The organism is Chitinophaga sp. Ak27 (assembly GCF_012726295.1).
In the GTDB taxonomy this organism is placed as follows: Bacteria; Bacteroidota; Bacteroidia; order Chitinophagales; family Chitinophagaceae; genus Chitinophaga.
The window spans coordinates 375,979-391,376 of sequence record NZ_JABAOB010000001.1 but is presented as its reverse complement, the minus strand read 5'-3'; the positions used below and the strand labels follow the sequence as shown (position 1 = coordinate 391,376).

General features: G+C 47.8%; 15 protein-coding genes and 1 riboswitch. Of the genes, 9 read left to right on the top strand and 6 right to left on the bottom strand.

Translation table 11 applies throughout. From position 1 onward, the window contains the following. Window positions 1–2 precede the first annotated feature (2 nt). Together HGH90_RS01565 and cbiB are read left to right on the top strand one after the other, a co-directional pair. Window positions 3–1,025, top strand: a complete 1,023-nt coding sequence (locus HGH90_RS01565; protein ID WP_169190213.1) for a pyridoxal phosphate-dependent aminotransferase — start codon at window positions 3–5, stop codon at window positions 1,023–1,025. Next, window positions 1,010–1,966, top strand: coding sequence for an adenosylcobinamide-phosphate synthase CbiB (gene cbiB, locus HGH90_RS01560; protein WP_169190212.1), 957 nt, complete (start codon window positions 1,010–1,012; stop codon window positions 1,964–1,966). The genes HGH90_RS01565 and cbiB overlap by 16 nt, the downstream gene beginning before the upstream one ends. On the opposite strand, the gene HGH90_RS01555 is transcribed toward cbiB, so the two are convergent. The 3 genes from HGH90_RS01555 to HGH90_RS01545 all read right to left on the bottom strand — a co-directional run bounded on the left by HGH90_RS01555 (window position 1,967) and on the right by HGH90_RS01545 (window position 5,135). Beyond that, the gene (locus tag HGH90_RS01555; protein ID WP_169190211.1) at window positions 1,967–3,865 is read right to left on the bottom strand and encodes a histidine kinase; all 1,899 of its coding nucleotides are present in this window, start codon (window positions 3,863–3,865) and stop codon (window positions 1,967–1,969) included. Beyond that, a complete protein-coding gene (locus HGH90_RS01550; protein WP_169190210.1) occupies window positions 3,862–4,608 on the bottom strand; it encodes a LytR/AlgR family response regulator transcription factor in 747 nt (248 codons plus the stop codon). Before HGH90_RS01550 ends, HGH90_RS01555 begins: the two co-directional genes overlap by 4 nt. Window positions 4,609–4,727: 119 nt before the next feature. Continuing rightward, window positions 4,728–5,135, bottom strand: a complete 408-nt coding sequence (locus HGH90_RS01545; protein WP_168765692.1) for a hypothetical protein — start codon at window positions 5,133–5,135, stop codon at window positions 4,728–4,730. A 244-nt stretch (window positions 5,136–5,379) separates the two neighbouring features. Between HGH90_RS01545 and HGH90_RS01540 the strand changes: the two genes are divergently transcribed. From HGH90_RS01540 to HGH90_RS01525, 4 genes are all read left to right on the top strand, one after another. Beyond that, window positions 5,380–6,213, top strand: a complete 834-nt coding sequence (locus HGH90_RS01540) for an SDR family NAD(P)-dependent oxidoreductase (protein WP_169190209.1) — start codon at window positions 5,380–5,382, stop codon at window positions 6,211–6,213. A 199-nt stretch (window positions 6,214–6,412) separates the two neighbouring features. Further along, the gene (locus tag HGH90_RS01535) at window positions 6,413–6,718 is read left to right on the top strand and encodes a hypothetical protein (RefSeq protein WP_168765690.1); all 306 of its coding nucleotides are present in this window, start codon (window positions 6,413–6,415) and stop codon (window positions 6,716–6,718) included. A 3-nt stretch (window positions 6,719–6,721) separates the two neighbouring features. Next, window positions 6,722–7,006, top strand: coding sequence for a DUF6881 domain-containing protein (locus tag HGH90_RS01530; RefSeq protein WP_169190208.1), 285 nt, complete (start codon window positions 6,722–6,724; stop codon window positions 7,004–7,006). Between the two features lie 46 nt (window positions 7,007–7,052). Then, window positions 7,053–7,268 carry a hypothetical protein gene (locus tag HGH90_RS01525; RefSeq protein ID WP_168765688.1) on the top strand — a complete coding sequence of 72 codons (216 nt, stop codon included), beginning with the start codon at window positions 7,053–7,055 and terminating at the stop codon, window positions 7,266–7,268. An 18-nt stretch (window positions 7,269–7,286) separates the two neighbouring features. Here HGH90_RS01525 and HGH90_RS01520 read toward each other — a convergent pair whose 3' ends face one another. Further along, window positions 7,287–7,979, bottom strand: coding sequence for a uracil-DNA glycosylase family protein (locus HGH90_RS01520; RefSeq protein ID WP_168765687.1), 693 nt, complete (start codon window positions 7,977–7,979; stop codon window positions 7,287–7,289). Between the two features lie 8 nt (window positions 7,980–7,987). After that, window positions 7,988–10,102 carry an ATP-binding protein gene (locus HGH90_RS01515; RefSeq protein ID WP_169190207.1) on the bottom strand — a complete coding sequence of 705 codons (2,115 nt, stop codon included), beginning with the start codon at window positions 10,100–10,102 and terminating at the stop codon, window positions 7,988–7,990. A gap of 302 nt (window positions 10,103–10,404) precedes the next feature. On the opposite strand from HGH90_RS01515, the gene HGH90_RS01510 reads away from it, so the two are divergent. The 3 genes from HGH90_RS01510 to HGH90_RS01500 all read left to right on the top strand — a co-directional run bounded on the left by HGH90_RS01510 (window position 10,405) and on the right by HGH90_RS01500 (window position 14,145). After that, on the top strand, window positions 10,405–11,637 hold the full coding sequence (locus tag HGH90_RS01510) for a YdcF family protein (RefSeq protein ID WP_169190206.1): 1,233 nt from the start codon (window positions 10,405–10,407) through the stop codon (window positions 11,635–11,637). A gap of 59 nt (window positions 11,638–11,696) precedes the next feature. Next, a complete protein-coding gene (locus HGH90_RS01505; RefSeq protein WP_168765684.1) occupies window positions 11,697–12,632 on the top strand; it encodes an NAD-dependent epimerase/dehydratase family protein in 936 nt (311 codons plus the stop codon). A 71-nt stretch (window positions 12,633–12,703) separates the two neighbouring features. Continuing rightward, window positions 12,704–12,813: riboswitch (SAM riboswitch) on the top strand. A 153-nt stretch (window positions 12,814–12,966) separates the two neighbouring features. After that, window positions 12,967–14,145, top strand: a complete 1,179-nt coding sequence (locus tag HGH90_RS01500; protein WP_168765683.1) for a trans-sulfuration enzyme family protein — start codon at window positions 12,967–12,969, stop codon at window positions 14,143–14,145. Here the strand turns inward: HGH90_RS01500 and HGH90_RS01495 are convergent. Continuing rightward, a complete protein-coding gene (locus HGH90_RS01495; protein WP_169190205.1) occupies window positions 14,096–15,307 on the bottom strand; it encodes a dicarboxylate/amino acid:cation symporter in 1,212 nt (403 codons plus the stop codon). The two genes, HGH90_RS01500 and HGH90_RS01495, sit on opposite strands and share 50 nt — an antisense overlap. Window positions 15,308–15,398: the final 91 nt, after the last annotated feature.

Genomic DNA, 15,398 nt, shown 5'->3' with positions numbered 1-15,398 from the left:
CTATGATACAAGGACACGGGGACGATGGCTACCTGTTTGACCGGCCCATCAAGGCCGACTTCAGCTCCAATGTCTGGTACGGCGGCTTATCAGAAGGATTGAAAGCGCATCTTGCCGGTAAAGTGGGCGACATAGACCATTATCCGGATGCTGGAGGGGTGAAATTACAAAGCCTGCTTGAGAAGCAGGCCGGCCTGGCCCCTGGTACCGTTATGGTCACTAATGGCGGTACGGAAGCTATTTACCTCGTGGCACAGGCTTTTACAGGCGCCACTGCTACGATCATAGCGCCTACCTTCGCTGAATATGCCGACGCCTGCAAACTGTACCGTCACCAGGTGCAATACCTGTTCTGGGACAAGCTAACCCGCGATACTGTTTTTATGACAGATATGGTATTTATCTGTAATCCCAACAATCCAACGGGGCATGCATTCGATGAGCGGTCGCTGCAACACCTGGTGAACCTGAATAAACACACTATTTTCATCATTGATGAAGCCTATATCCAGTTCACACGCGATGCGGCTACCATGTTGCCGCACCTGCACCGCCTGCCGAATGTACTGGTGATACGGTCCCTTACTAAAACCTGCTGTATTCCGGGATTGAGACTGGGTTATCTTGCTGGCGGGAAACAGCTGGTCGACCGGGTGCGAGCCTATAGAATGCCCTGGTCGGTCAATAGCCTGGCCCTGGAGGCGGGCTACTATATTGTTGCCCATCCCGGTCAGTTTCAGCTGCCAACGGATACCTTGCTGGAACAAACTTACCAATTCCGGGAAAGCATCCGGAAAATGGCGGAGTTCAAGGTATGGCCCACACATACGCACTATTTTCTTTTTGAAACGTTGACGGGTACTGCCGCAGCGCTGAAGGCGTGGCTGCTCGAAAATCATGGCATTCTTATCCGCGATGCGGCCAATTTTTATGGGCTGGAACAAGGTCATTGCCGTGTTGCCTGCCGCAGCGTTGCCGACAATACTTTATTGACTACTGCTTTGCGCCAATGGACCTTATACTGAAATTCGTATTGCCTTTACTGTTAGGGTATTTGATGGATCTTATATTAGGAGATCCCCAAAGCTGGCCGCACCCGGTAAAGGGCTATGGTAAACTGATTCATTACGGCACACAATGGCTGAATAGCGGGGACGCCCGTTTCTGGAAAGGAGCTTTATTGACGGTTACCTGTTGCGTGGTCATATATCTCTTTTTTTATGGTGTACAAAGAGCCCTGGCACCCTGGCCCCTGGCTTATTACAGCTTTAGTACCATTTTCGTCTATTTTGCGTTGGCCAATAAAAGCCTGCTGAAGGAAGGACGGGAAGTATTTAATGCCCTGCAACACGATGGACTGGAGGCAGGCCGTCAGCGCCTGTCGCGGATTGTAGGCCGGGATACCACCCAGCTAACACCCGACCAGGTGCGAATAGCGGTAATGGAGTCGATGTCGGAAAACCTGAGTGATGGGGTAGTGGCCCCATTGTGCTTTTATGCAGTGCTGGGGCTGCCCGGTATGATGATGTATAAAATGATCAACACCCTCGACTCGATGATTGGCTATAAGAATGAAAAATACTTGTATTTTGGGCGCTTTGCCGCGCGACTGGACGATGTAGCCAATTACATTCCTGCGCGCCTTACCGCCGGGTTGATGATCATTTTGTATGGCAGCAGCCGTGCCTGGCATTTCGTTGTAAAATACGGCGCCGCACATACCAGTCCCAATGCAGGATACCCCGAAGCCGCATTAGCCGGCATTCTCGACTGCCGTTTCGGTGGCCCTAACACTTACCAGGGGAAGCTGGTGGAAAAGCCTTATATCGGCGAAAATGACCGCAGTATTGCCCATGAAGAATTCCGGACCGTGGCGCTTCTGAATCATGCGGTGACTTTTACAGTGGTGATTTGCATTGCCGCCATAAAATACTACCTGTTATGGCATGCACAACAGGCGGGCTAATCACTTTTCCCGTTGTGTAGGTATAATGAGTGTAACCTTTACGCCATGTTCTCCTTTTTCCTGTTTGTCGCTAACAACGATGGATGCCAGCTTCCCGGTTTCTTTGCTGAGTATTTTCAGCCGCTCCCGCGTAATAATACCAGAGAGCGAATGTTTGCCGGCACTTGAGCTGGCCGCCAGTCCATGCCCGTTATCTTCTATTACGCAATGCAGTAAATCGTTGTGGAGCTGTAGTTGTACGCTGATATGCCCTTTATAGGCCAGGTTGCGCATACCATGCTGAATGGCATTTTCCACGAAGGGTTGCATCAGCATGGGTGGTATAAGTATATCCATCTCTTCACATCCTTCAATCGGGTGTATAGCATAATCAAAGATATTTCCAAAGCGAATGGTCTGCAAGCTGAGATAGTTTTCGAGCGCTTCTACTTCCTGGTGCAGCTGTACCAGGTTATGGCGGGAATTATCCAGGTTAAGCCGCAGCAGCCGGGCAAATTTGTTAAGATACTTTACGGCTTTTTCTTTTTCATCATGCCGGATGAAGCTCTGTAATACAGCCAGGGTGTTAAAGATAAAATGTGGCTCCATCTGGCTGCGCAGTAGGCGTTGCTCCAGGGCCATATGATGTTGCTGTGTTTTGAGTTTTCGCTGCCGGATCAACACCAGTCCGAGGGAAACGCCCGCTATCATCAGGATACCCAGGATCAGTAATATAACCCGCTGCTGGCGGAGAATGATCGCCTGGTTATTATATTGGCGGCTGATATCAAGGGTTTTATGCTGTTGCTCTTTTAGTTCATTCAGTGCCTGCAGTTCCATTACTTTTTTCAGCTGTTCTTCTTCCAGGGCGGTAAGCGCCATGTTGGATGCAGAGTCGAGGTATAACACCGCTTTTTTATAATCACCGCTCTGGTAGTAAATGGTATACAAGGTGTTGTAGGCAGAGCTGAGATTGCTGGCATTGGTGGGTGTTCTTGCCATGTCTACTGCCTTTTGAAGGTAGAAGACAGCAGGAGCGTACTGCGCTTCTTCCATAAACATTTGTCCATAGTTCACATATTCCCGGAACGATACTTTATTCTCCCGCTCCTTGATATGAAATGCCTGTATCATAAGGGCATGGCCTTTGGCCTGTTGACCCATTTTTTCATACAATACTCCCAGGGCAGAATATACAGTGGCAATCCGCAAGGAGTCGGGTTGCCGCAGCGCCAGCACCAGGGCGCTGTCTTCGTAGCGCAAGGCAAGTGGATAATTGTGTTGCCGTTCAGCAATCCGCGATTGTGCCTCCATCAGGTAGGAATGATAATAGTTATCATCAGAGTTAGGGTAACTTGCAGTGGCTTTGTCAGTGTATAATTTCGCTTTGTCATAAACGCCGTAACGGAAATGGATTTCAGCCGCGAGGTCGTATACACGGAATATATCGGGGTAGTGAAAACGTGCCGCTATATCCAGTAGCTGATAAATCCTGGCAAAGGTGCTGTCATCTATCTTCTTTTTCAGATCCAGGCGAAGCAGGGCCATTTGTTGCAGCAGGTATAGATCAGTCATGCGGGTGGTATCGATGGACCCGGGAGGAAGCATGCGCAGGAAGCTTGCTATGGCTGCTTTGTTGCTGTCGGGCTGCCATTGTAGCTTGCCTATCAGGTAATAATAATATCCCTGCGCCCGCTCGCCCCCCGCCATAGCAGCGGCATACAACGATTCCACCTTTTTTCGCGTAGCTGGTGTGGTCGACCGGTCAACGCTGTCGATCCACTGTTTCAGGCTGTCGACCACAGGGGAGTTGGCAATTACAGTGGTATCGTATGTACGCGTCTGCGAGCCCTGCTGACGGCAGGAGAGCAAACAGCAAAACAGTAAGCCCGCAAGGAGTATGATCCGGAAATTTATCATGGTTGATCGCCGGTAAGAAACTGCCGTACGAAGTCCCGCTTACGGTAAGAAACCGGGATTTCACTGCCTTCTTTCAATATCAATATCCCATCTTTCAGGAACCGGTCTATGAAATGATGATTCACAATATATGACTGGTGTATACGAATGAACCAGGCCTCCGGCAATAATTCTTCATATTCTTTGATAGGCCGGGATACCATCACTTTTCGTTTATCCAGGAGATGAAAGGTGGTGTAGCTGCCATCGCTCTGGCAATATAGTATTTCTTCAAAGGAAACTACCTGCAGGTATTGATGGGAGCGGAGTACAATGCGGTTATGTAACCCTGGCTTTTTGTTACCCAGGTGCTGATCTGCTACTTCCAGCTGCACTTTGTGAGGTATAGGGTCCTCCGCTCTTAAACGTTGCAGGGTAGCCGCCAGTTCATCTTCGTCTACAGGTTTCAGCAGGTAGTCGTAAGCCCCAAATTTAATGGCTTTGATGGCATGCTGATTGTAGGCAGTAATAAAAATGACCCGGAAGCTCCTGTCCGGGAATTGCTGCAGCAATTCAAATCCTGTACCATCCAGTAACTCGATATCGAGCAGCAACAAATCAGGTTCGGTATTGGGAATAATTACTTTCGCTTCGGCAATACTGCCACAACTGCCCAGCACCACATAATCGCCGTATCGCTTCATTAGCCATTCCAGATCCTTCCTGATGGCGGGTTCATCATCAATTATCAGCGTGCGGATCATAGTTCGCTTTTTCGATGGTCAATAATTATTTCATAGGTGGGGCTATAAACAGCACGCTAAAATAAGGGATTTTCACAGTCTTCAAAACCAGGGGGGTATAAACAGTGATGAGAGGCCGGCTAAATGCCCTGATGGCTGCTGTTGACGAGCATGTTAGCCTCGTCTTCAAACGACTTGAATTCATCAGCCCGGGTGGATTTAAATACTGCCTTAATGATCAGTAGCCCGATAATCACCGGGATTACACCGCCAATGCTGATCACCAGCTGCTGAAATAATATGCTCAGTAAAATGGTGAAAATACCCCAACCTGCCAGCATACCGCCTATCGTCCAGATAACCGGCGGCATAAAATCTACGCGTAAATATTGTTGCTTGTATTGCAACAGGAACTTGTAGTTGCCCTGGGGAACAATAATCGTTTGGGGGCTTAGAAACGGCTTCTTCAACTTAGCATTCGGAAAGTGTTGCTGTATCTCCGAAAAGATCTGCTGCACACTCTTTGACCGCGAATTGGTAATTTTCATGTAAAAACATTTATAGGTGCTTCAATCATTTGAATACTGGTGCAAGGTAACAGGCGTCTTCCATGGGAACCAGGTGGAACCTATATCCGCTGTGATATTTTATATATTCGACGGATTTGGGGAGATGCCGTCAAATGTTTTTATCTTCGCCGCCACCTGTGGGTAGGTTGTATACGGGTAGGAAATCCGATGCAAATTGGTACTCCTGGCGGTGTAACGTGTAGTGTAAACGTAAAGTAGTGATATGACGCAACAAACTAAGATCAGCATTTTAAGCTGTGGCTGGCTCGGAAAACCATTAGCGCTGCACCTGCAGGCGGCAGGTTACAGCGTGAAAGGTGCCCGGACATCGGCTGCCGGCGTGAGGGAGTTGGAAGCGCTGGGGCTGGAGGCTTATGAAATGGTGTTGTCAGAAGAGGTGTTGTCTGGCCCGGACGCATTTTGGGATGCGGATATCCTTATTGTGAATATCCCGCCGCGCAAGGAAAGAGGAAAAGAAGCACATATCACCGAAATAGCCCTGCTGCGTAGTTTCGTTGAAACAACCGCTATCCGTAAAGTATTATTTGTGAGTTCTACGTCTGTATATGCCGACATCAATGGGCTGGTGACGGAAGACAATGAGGAAATGCCGGATACTCCCAATGGACAGGCATTAAGAGCGGCGGAAACATTGTTGATGGAATCACCTGTATTTGAAACCACGGTGCTACGTTTCGGAGGCCTCATCGGCTATGACCGGATACCTGACGAACGTCGTTTGCTGGAAGGGAAGCGGGTAAATGAACAACCGATGAACGCCATTCACCGGGATGACTGTATCGGCGTTATCCAAATGGTGATTGAGAAAGAAGCCTGGGGAGAAATATTCAATGCCTGTGCTACCCGGCATCCATTGCGCTGCGCCTACTACAAGGCTGCTGCACAGGCCATAGGACTGCAACTGCCCCGGCGCACACCCGCTGAAGAACAGCCTTATAAAATAGTGGGGTCCAGTAAACTGAGAAATAAGCTAGGTTATACTTTCACCTACGATGATCCACTGCTGATTTTCGATCAGCCCCCAAAACAAGTATAGGCAGTATCCGCCAGTTACGCATTCACAGGCCGATGTACCCGAAAGCCTGCAGGAATGCCGCGGTAGGCGTCTGCCGGAAAAATAAAAAAATTGTTTACATATATTAAAATCGCTATATTGTAAGACCTCTGCCGGTTACTATGCCAACGGAGAGGCGTATTCAACCATATATTGATCACTACCTAAACCTGAAAAAGCCGTGAATCTCCTGTTACTTAGCCTGTTTGCCATAGCAATCTGGCTGATGTTTTCCCTCTACCGGAATCACAATCGCAAAAAAGTGGCATTTATGACACCCGTAAGATCTGCGAACATCCTGAAGATCCGTAGCTATAAATCCTTCGGTATCCTTGCCACGATCCGTTTTAAAGACTCGATGACGCCACAGGTAGGCGACCGTTTACATGAAGAAGGAAATATCTACCAGATAACCGGGGTGGTAACACCCGACCCCGTAAGGGAGCAACCTAAAGATACCTGGGACTGCCGGTTGGTAAAAATGTAAGCGATGGAATACCTCAAGATATCCTGGCTTCATCCTTTTAAAGATGAACCCGAACTGCTGTATAGCGAAATCGATGCCCAGCGCTATGAAAGCCGGAAAATAGAGATATACCCGGATGGCAGCTTCGGCATTGCCTGTCCCCAGTTTCATTTTGGCGGCACCGCCCTATCTGGCCTGATAATACCCGAAATAGAAGAATTTTCGGCAGATACCCAGCTGATCTCTGAACAGATTTCAGCTGCCGAATTTGAAGGGGTCTGGAACAAATATTTTAATTTTTTATCCTGATGTTGCTGGTCTGTGATTTGCGTTAAGATCTTTTAAAAGGGATCTTATGAATGCTTTTATGATTAAAACAACCGGCGGACGGTTTTATGTAAGGCCTTGTACTCCTGAGCGTTTCCTGGTGGATATTGACGGGGAGGAGGTTGCTATGGAAAAAGATGAAGACGGATATGTTCGGGCGCCAGGTGCTACTGACAGCGGACACCGGTTGGATATGCAATTATTGAACAACATTGCGGAACAAATTGCCAGGCAGACGGCGTAATAAATCCACAATCTGGGGTCAGGCGAAGTCGGCAAAAGCCTGGAGGTATTTGTCGATATAAACGGCCTTGGTTTTGGATTTATACTGCATCACAAACCTGGGATGCTCCAGAGGAACCACTTTTTTGAAAAAGTGTTCCTTGTTGTTCAGGGCCTGCAAAAAGGCCGCGTTCTTGCCTGTTCCCATTACATAACAGGTTTCCCGGCTGATATTCCATTCCAGCTGCTTTTTCAGGCTTATTATAATGAAGTCGTAAGCGGCTTTGGTCAGCGCCGTACTATCGTAATAATTGTAGTTGATTTCCTTGCCGCCGGGCTGTACAGCGGTAAACCCCAATGGGCATACTGAGCTGATATAAAATTGCCGGTAGAACTTCTTTACGCCACCATAGGCATCAATCACATCATATACAAATACAGAAGAGGGTTCATGGGTTTTCAGTCCTGGGATTTCGATACCGCATTTCTCCCACATCCTTTTAGTATCTGTAAAAGGTACGCCCGTGGCACCCGAACCCAGCCGGCCGGGGTTAATGCCCAGGATTAGCTGCCGGGGCTTTTGATCGTCGTAAAACTTTTTATAAAACTTCGTCATAATATCCATAATGCCAGGACCCTCTTTAAAAGGATTCATAACACGGATACCGGGAGGTAACTTACCAGGAAAATGCAGATGGCTGTTGAAGTCAATAATCTGATCGGCGATAGTCATGCTGCAATTTAGACCATTTGGTGATGCCTCGTTATTTTTTCCAGGATATCCTCTTCGCGGTAAGGCTTCATGATATAATCGTTTAGCCCCGAACGTAAATACAGCGAAATATCATCTTCCATTACGTTGCCCGTAATGGCGATAATGGTTACGCTGGCCTTTTTCTTGTCAGGCAGTTCACGGATCATAGCGGTGAGCATCAGTCCGTCGATACCGGGAAGATCAATGTCGGTAAGGATGAAATCGAAGGATTCACGCTGGTATACCTCCAGTGCTTCTTCTGCAGAAGAAACAATGAGAAAGGAGGCCTGCATCCTGTTGAGCATCAGTGCCAACAGTTTCTGGTTAAGGATACTGTCTTCTACCACCAGTAATCGGATTCCTGCAGGAATGGTGGCATTGGTAGGTGTATTACTCACGGGGACGATAATTTTTTTGGTAGCCGGAGATGCGGGCATCGCCTGGTACCTGATTTCAAAATAAAAAGTGGTGCCTTTACCTGGAAGGCTCTCCACATGAATTTTACCGTTATGCAGATCGATGATTTTCTTCGTAATATGTAATCCCAATCCGCTTCCTTTATGATAATGGTTATTTCCCTGGGAGAAAGCGTTGAATACCAAAGGTAGTTCTTTATGGGAAATACCTGGACCAGTATCTTTTACGCTTACCTGTAACAGGTTATTGTCGCGCATATGCGCTGTAACGGTGATGTTTCCCTTTTCCGTGAATTTAATAGCGTTCGCTACCAGGTTGATCAATACTTGTTTCAACCGGAAATCGTCGCCTATCACCTGCAAGGTGCTGGGAAAGTAGATGTTAACGATCAGGGGGAGCGATTTCATCTCGGCCTGGATAGACAAGGCCTGGCATACTTCTTCAATAGTGATGCGGGGGGCAAATTTTTCCTGGCGCAACACAGGGGTAACTGTTTCCATTCGCGTATAGTCCAACACGTTATTGACAATCTGTAACAGCATCTGTGCCGAATGGCGAAGCGCGGATATGGTTTCGGGTGATTTATCCCGCTCCAGCAAGGACGAAAATCCAATTATCGACTGTACCGGCGTACGGATTTCGTGGCTCACTGTGGCCGCAAAATCGCTTTTTTGTTGCGCAAACGTTTCGGCCTGTTGCTTGGCTTTCAACAGAGCCAGGTCGTACCGGTACAGCCGGGTGATGCCATAGATCACAATGCCTACCATCAGCAGTATCAGGGGAATCTCCCAGGAGTTGTGCTTATCAAGTTGGTATAGCGAATGATCAATATCTTGTCCCAGCTGCAGCCGGCGTTTATCCGTTTCCGTTGTAATGTTTTGTTTCAATGCGGCCATCAGGTGAAGCAGTTCGGAAAACAGGCGCTCGTTGGCCACCACCAGCGCATATTCTTTTTGTTTCAGGGTATTATGGCTTTCCGTGGCATTCTTTAAAAAATTAGCGTAGGTATCCTGGATCTTTTTCAGTTGTTCTTTGGTAAAAGCCCCGTTATCGCCGGCCTCGCGCTGCACAATGGTTACCTGGCGATTGGTTTGCTGAACGCCGGACTTATTGTTGATCGCATCTTTCAGGCGGCCAAACAACTTTTTCTTCCCCCGTGAGGTGGCTACCTGGGTAGTGACGATCGTGTCTGTTGCCGGTTTTATTTGCGGAAGTTTAATCTGGTTTAACTGTTTTTCAGGAGAAGGAATATCGGTAGTATCCCATACCTGCGACAACTGCAGGAGCGAGTCCACATATTGCCGTGTTTGCAGGAACAGGGATGATTTCCGGGCTTTGTCGGCCATCAGCACTTCCAGTTGCTGCTCATCCTTTTCCGAAGTCAGGGCGCTGTCCAGGTGGGCTGTAATGCCATTTAATTGTGTAATATAAGTCTGCAGGTATTTGCGGTCGTATGTAAGGGTATAGATACGGAAATTATTATCGGCCGCGTACAATAGCTGTACCGCCTGGTCAATGTGACCAACATCGGCTTTAGTGGCAACGAGATGTTTTACCACCATACCTAGTTGCATGGATTCCTTTTTCTTTAAAAAAAAGATCATGAAGAATGTCATCAGCACCAGTACTATGATGGTTAACACTGCGTAACGGGTAAACGTCTTTTTTTCGGGTAATTTGTACATTGTTACATTATAATAATTGGGTTGGCAGGAGTGGCTTTCCCGGCTAAAGAACGAAAATAGATGATTTTATTTTCCATAACTAATAGATTATCAATTGAAAACAATGAATATGGGTATGTGTTTTCGGTTGAATTGGCTATATATTAGCAGATTTAATACATTAATTTTTTTTATATAATAAAGGCCGGGCTTCCCGGCCGGTTACCGTTGGTATAATAAATTTTAAATATCTTTTGGCGCTGCAAAATTCAGGTGGGTTTTTGTATTATTATTGCGGTAGTAATATCATTTCCATGCGCCTTATGAGAATCTGCTTAATAAACATCCTGCTGTTATTCATTTTCTTACCAGCCGTTTACAGTCAACACAGTGCACCTGATCCGCATTACCGGTTTATCGCCGGGCCATCCCTGTTACAGGACAGGAATTTCTACCTTTTTACCCTGATGGAACGTTTGCCAGGCCTGCCCGTGTTGCTGGAGAAAGATAGTACGCTACAGCATGTGCTGCTTACCTGCCAGGAACGTATAGCCCATCCAGTGAATAAGGAAGCTCCCGCCGAAGCGTTGTTGTTTTCGGACGACGCCATCCGGGATGTAACAGGTGCATTACTGCGTTTATGGCGGCAGGATCCCGGGCAGATGGCGACCTTGTTTCATGAAATGCGCGCCAGTGGACTGTTTCAGCTCTATGCCGGCAAAGGCGATAATGAATTGCTGGAAGCAGCATGGAAAGATGCCGCCAACGGTATCAACTATATCATTAACGGCTATACGGCAGGGAAGGGGCAACGCTATCCGACCATCGATTCCGCCGCATTTTATGTAGCGTCACCCGCATATAAGAGCGCTGTACAGCGATTGGTAGCGAAAGCAGGAGAGAAGAACACCCTTTTCTTTCAACCATCCCTGCGATTGGCACTAGGCTTACTCACCCTCAACCGGCGTGAAGAAGCCATCCGTTATGAGCCCTTGTCGGCCCTCAACGCCGCAGCCTGGAAGCAGATAAAGAAAACCGACTGGAGTAAATACACTTATCCGGCCATGGTGATCCTGGGCGCCAGTCCCAAATCGACAGAGCACATCAGCGAAATCGGTAAAAACCGTTGTCGCATGGGAGCCGACTTATACCGTAAGGGACAGGTGCCTTTCATTATTGTATCCGGAGGGCATGTAAGGCCGGTGTTCACTACATTTTCAGAAGGAGTAGAAATGAAAAAATACCTGGTAGAGGAATTGAAAATCCCCGCGTCTGCGGTGCTGGTAGACCCCTATGCCCGGCATACGACCACCAATTTACGCAACGCCGTGCGACTGGCCTGGAGAAGCGGTATGCCGGTGGATAAGCGCATGTTGTGTGTGTCTGATGCCATGCACCTGGTGTATGTAAACAGCCCCGTGTTTGCACAACGCTGTAACACCGAACTGGGTTATGTGCCGGTAGCGGATATCCAGCAAACAGGCCTTTACTTTTTGTCATTTATGCCTGATCTCCGCTCCCTGCAGGCTAACGCTATGGACCCACTGGATCCCTGATCAGAGAACGCAATATTTTAATCACTTGTTCGTCTTACTTACATCTACAATTATCATTTATGTCTGAGTCACCTTTGTATACCATCCTCGGCGCAGGAGGTATTATTGCTAATGAACTGGCCACCACACTGGTCAGCAACCAGAAAAGGGTACGCCTCGTTAGTCGCTCCCCACAATCAATTGCCGGCATCACCGACCTGGTAGCTGCAGATATCACCGATGCGGCGCAAACACTCAACGCCGTGAAGGGAAGCGCCGTCGTATTCCTCACAGCGGGGCTCAAATATGACACTAAGGTCTGGTCCGATGCCTGGCCCCGGATCATGAATAATGTTATCGCAGCTTGTAAAGCTACCGGCGCTAAACTGATCTTCTTCGACAACGTATACTCGTACGGGTTAGTAAACGGCCCTATGAAAGAAGATACACCGTACCGGCCAAGCAGTAAAAAAGGCCAGGTACGCGCGGCTATCGCCACTCAACTAATGAATGAAGTAAAAGCAGGGAATATCACCGCTACCATTGCCAGGGCAGCAGATTTCTACGGTCCGGGCGCAGATAAAACCGGCTTCCTCAACCTCCTTATCATCGACAAATTCAAAAGTAAAAGCTCCGCTATGTGGTTGGGAAAAGATACCCTCACACATACTTATACTTTTACCCCGGATGCCGCCAAAGGACTTTACCTGTTGTCGCAGGATGACAGTTCCTGGAACCAGGTGTGGCACCTGCCTACAGCCAATCCTGCACCCGACGGTAAAGGTTATATGCAGATGATTGCCGCACAAATGGGCGTAAAACCCCGGTACATGAAGCTGGGTGGCTTTATGCTCACCATCTCCGGGTTGTTTGATCCCACCATCCGGGAAATGAAGGAAATGCTTTACCAGAACAACTACCCCTATATATTGGATTCGTCAAAATTTGAAAATCACTTTCATGTTAAACCTACACCTTACGAAGAAGGCATGCGTTTAACACTGGCAAAACAATAGTCTACTGATTTTGTAGGAAATAAATTTGGTAATTAAATTTTCTGCCCTATCTTTGCACCAGTTCTTTAAATAGCTTATCAAGAAAGGAGGAGGGAAATGGCCCTGCGAATCCTTAGCAACCATCTCGCGAAAGCGGGAAAGGTGCTGCATCCATCCACGCTTTTAGCGGGAAAGATAAGTCAGATTACATGTTTTTAATCGCATTATCATATAATGTAAAAACTCATCTGGCATCCAGGTGAGTTTTTTTTTGCGCCCACCCACCACTTCTTGATATGCTCATTTAACCGGACCTGTTTAATCATTTTTTCATCAAACTAAAAATCAAACGAAGATGAGCACTATCACCCAACTGATTCATTCTATCCCGGTAGACCCGCAAACAGGCGCTATTGCTGTACCTATCTATCAGACCTCTACTTTTGTGCAGGACGCACCCGGCATTAACAAGGGCTATGACTATGCCCGGTCTAACAATCCTACCAGGGAAGCAGCCGAAAAAATTATCGCTCAACTTGAAGGGGGCGCCGCTGCCTCTGCCTTTGCCAGTGGGCTCGCCGCCATAGATGCAGTGATTAAACTGCTAAAGTCCGGCGATGAAATTGTAGCAGTAGACGATATTTATGGCGGCGCTTTCCGCCTCTTTCATAAGGTATATGAAAAATTTGGTATCAAAGTAAAATATGTAGATACTTCCGATACACAGGCCGTATTCAATGCCATTACGCCGGCCACCCGCCTCATCTGGCTGGAAACGCCCACCAACCCAACGCTGAAGATTTCCGACATTGCAGCGATAGGACGTATTGCCAAAGCGCATAACTGCCTGTTTTGCGTAGATAATACCTTTGCTTCCCCCATACTGCAAAAGCCGTTGCAATTGGGCGCAGACCTGGTCATACACAGCGCTACCAAATACCTCGGCGGCCATAGTGACTTAATCGCAGGCGTAGTCATCTCAAAAACGCCGCAATTGGGCGAAGAAATTAAGTTTTACCAAAATGCCTGTGGCGCTATTCTTTCGCCGTTCGACAGCTTCCTCCTGATCAGGGGCATAGAAACCCTGCCACTGCGCATCAAACAGCATGGCATCAACGCACAGGCATTGGCTGAATACCTGGAGCAACATCCTGCCGTAGAGAAAGTATTTTACCCGGGGCTGCCATCGCATCCGGGGCATGAACTGGCAAAGCAGCAAAGCAAAGGATTTGGAGGAATCATTTCTTTTACGCTCAAAGACGATACCTCCGGGGCAGCTACCGCTTTCGTAACGGGTACACATTACTTCAAGCTGGCGGAAAGCCTGGGTGGTATTAAGAGCCTGGTCTGTCACCCTGCGGCCATGACCCATAAATCTATTCCTGCTGAAAAGAGAAAAGCAGCGGGTGTGAGCGATAGCCTCATCCGGTTGTCGGTAGGACTGGAAGAAACAGCCGACCTGCTGGCCGACCTGGAACAGGCGTTTAAGAAATTGCCGGCGATCGCCCGCGAAGAAACCGCGCTGTCAGCATAGCGGCTACATTATCGCCTGTGGCATTGAGAATAGTGGCCAGCGGATCTACAAGGGTACCAATAATCATCAGTGGGGGCAAGGCCTCTATTGGGAAGCCATAGATGCTCATTACCAGCATCTCCCCAATATAACCGCCATTGGGAATACCACCTTCTACAATGCTGGCAATAACGGTAACACCGAGCGCCATGAGGATAATGCCCGGCCCATCGAAGCTCTTGCCAAACATGGCAAATACAACCGCCATCTTAATAATAGAAGAAATACTGGAGCCATCTTTATGCAGGGTGGCTCCCAGGGGGACTACCACACCGCCTATATCCTCGGGTACGCCCATCGCTTTTACTGCATTGAGATTAGCGGGAATGGTAGCAATGCTGCTACCGGTACCCACTGCGGTAAGCGTGGGTATAATGTTGTTTTTCCAGAAGATGCGGATGCCCGGCATGCCACCAGCAATGAAGGCATATAAGGTGAAGCCAACAAGGAAATACAAGGTGCCGAAGCCATAATAGATACCCAGGGAATGTGCGTAGGTACCAAACAATTTTGGGCCTACAGTGCCCACCTGGTAAGCGAAGTAAGCGCCTAAACCAACGGGGCCAAGCCGCATGATCACAATGAGCACATCTTTCATCACCTCGTTGCCGGAATGCAGAAACTGCCGGAATGCTTTACCACGCTCACCTGCGCGCATAGCTGCCAGGCCGGTGATACCCGAAAAAATAATAAACGGCAACATATTTTTGCGGGACAGTATCTCGTAAAACTCATTTACAGTAAGGAGTTTAACGACCTGGTCGCCCCAGTTGCCCGGCTGCTCCAGGTTAATATCATGACTCAGCGTTACCTGCTGATGTATCGGGAAAATCCATACCGCTACTATGGTTAAGAATGCAGAGAAAAGAATGGTTGACAGGAATACCAGCGACATTACGCCCAATATACGCCCCAGCTTATTACCAGCTTCAATATGAGCAATGGCACTGGCAATACAGAAAAATACCAGTGGTATAATAGCAGTAAATAAAAGGTTCAGGAATATGTCGGCGATGGGCTTTATTACAACAACTTTTTCACCGAATATGAGCCCTGCGATACTGCCTGCTATAATGCCGGCCAGCAGCGTAAACATGCTGCGGTACGTCTTAAAAAATCCCATGCCTGAAGTTTATAGAGTACAAGTTAACCAAATGTAATCGATCCGTGAACAATCAGGGCTGATTATTGTTTAATGAAAATTGAATACTAAT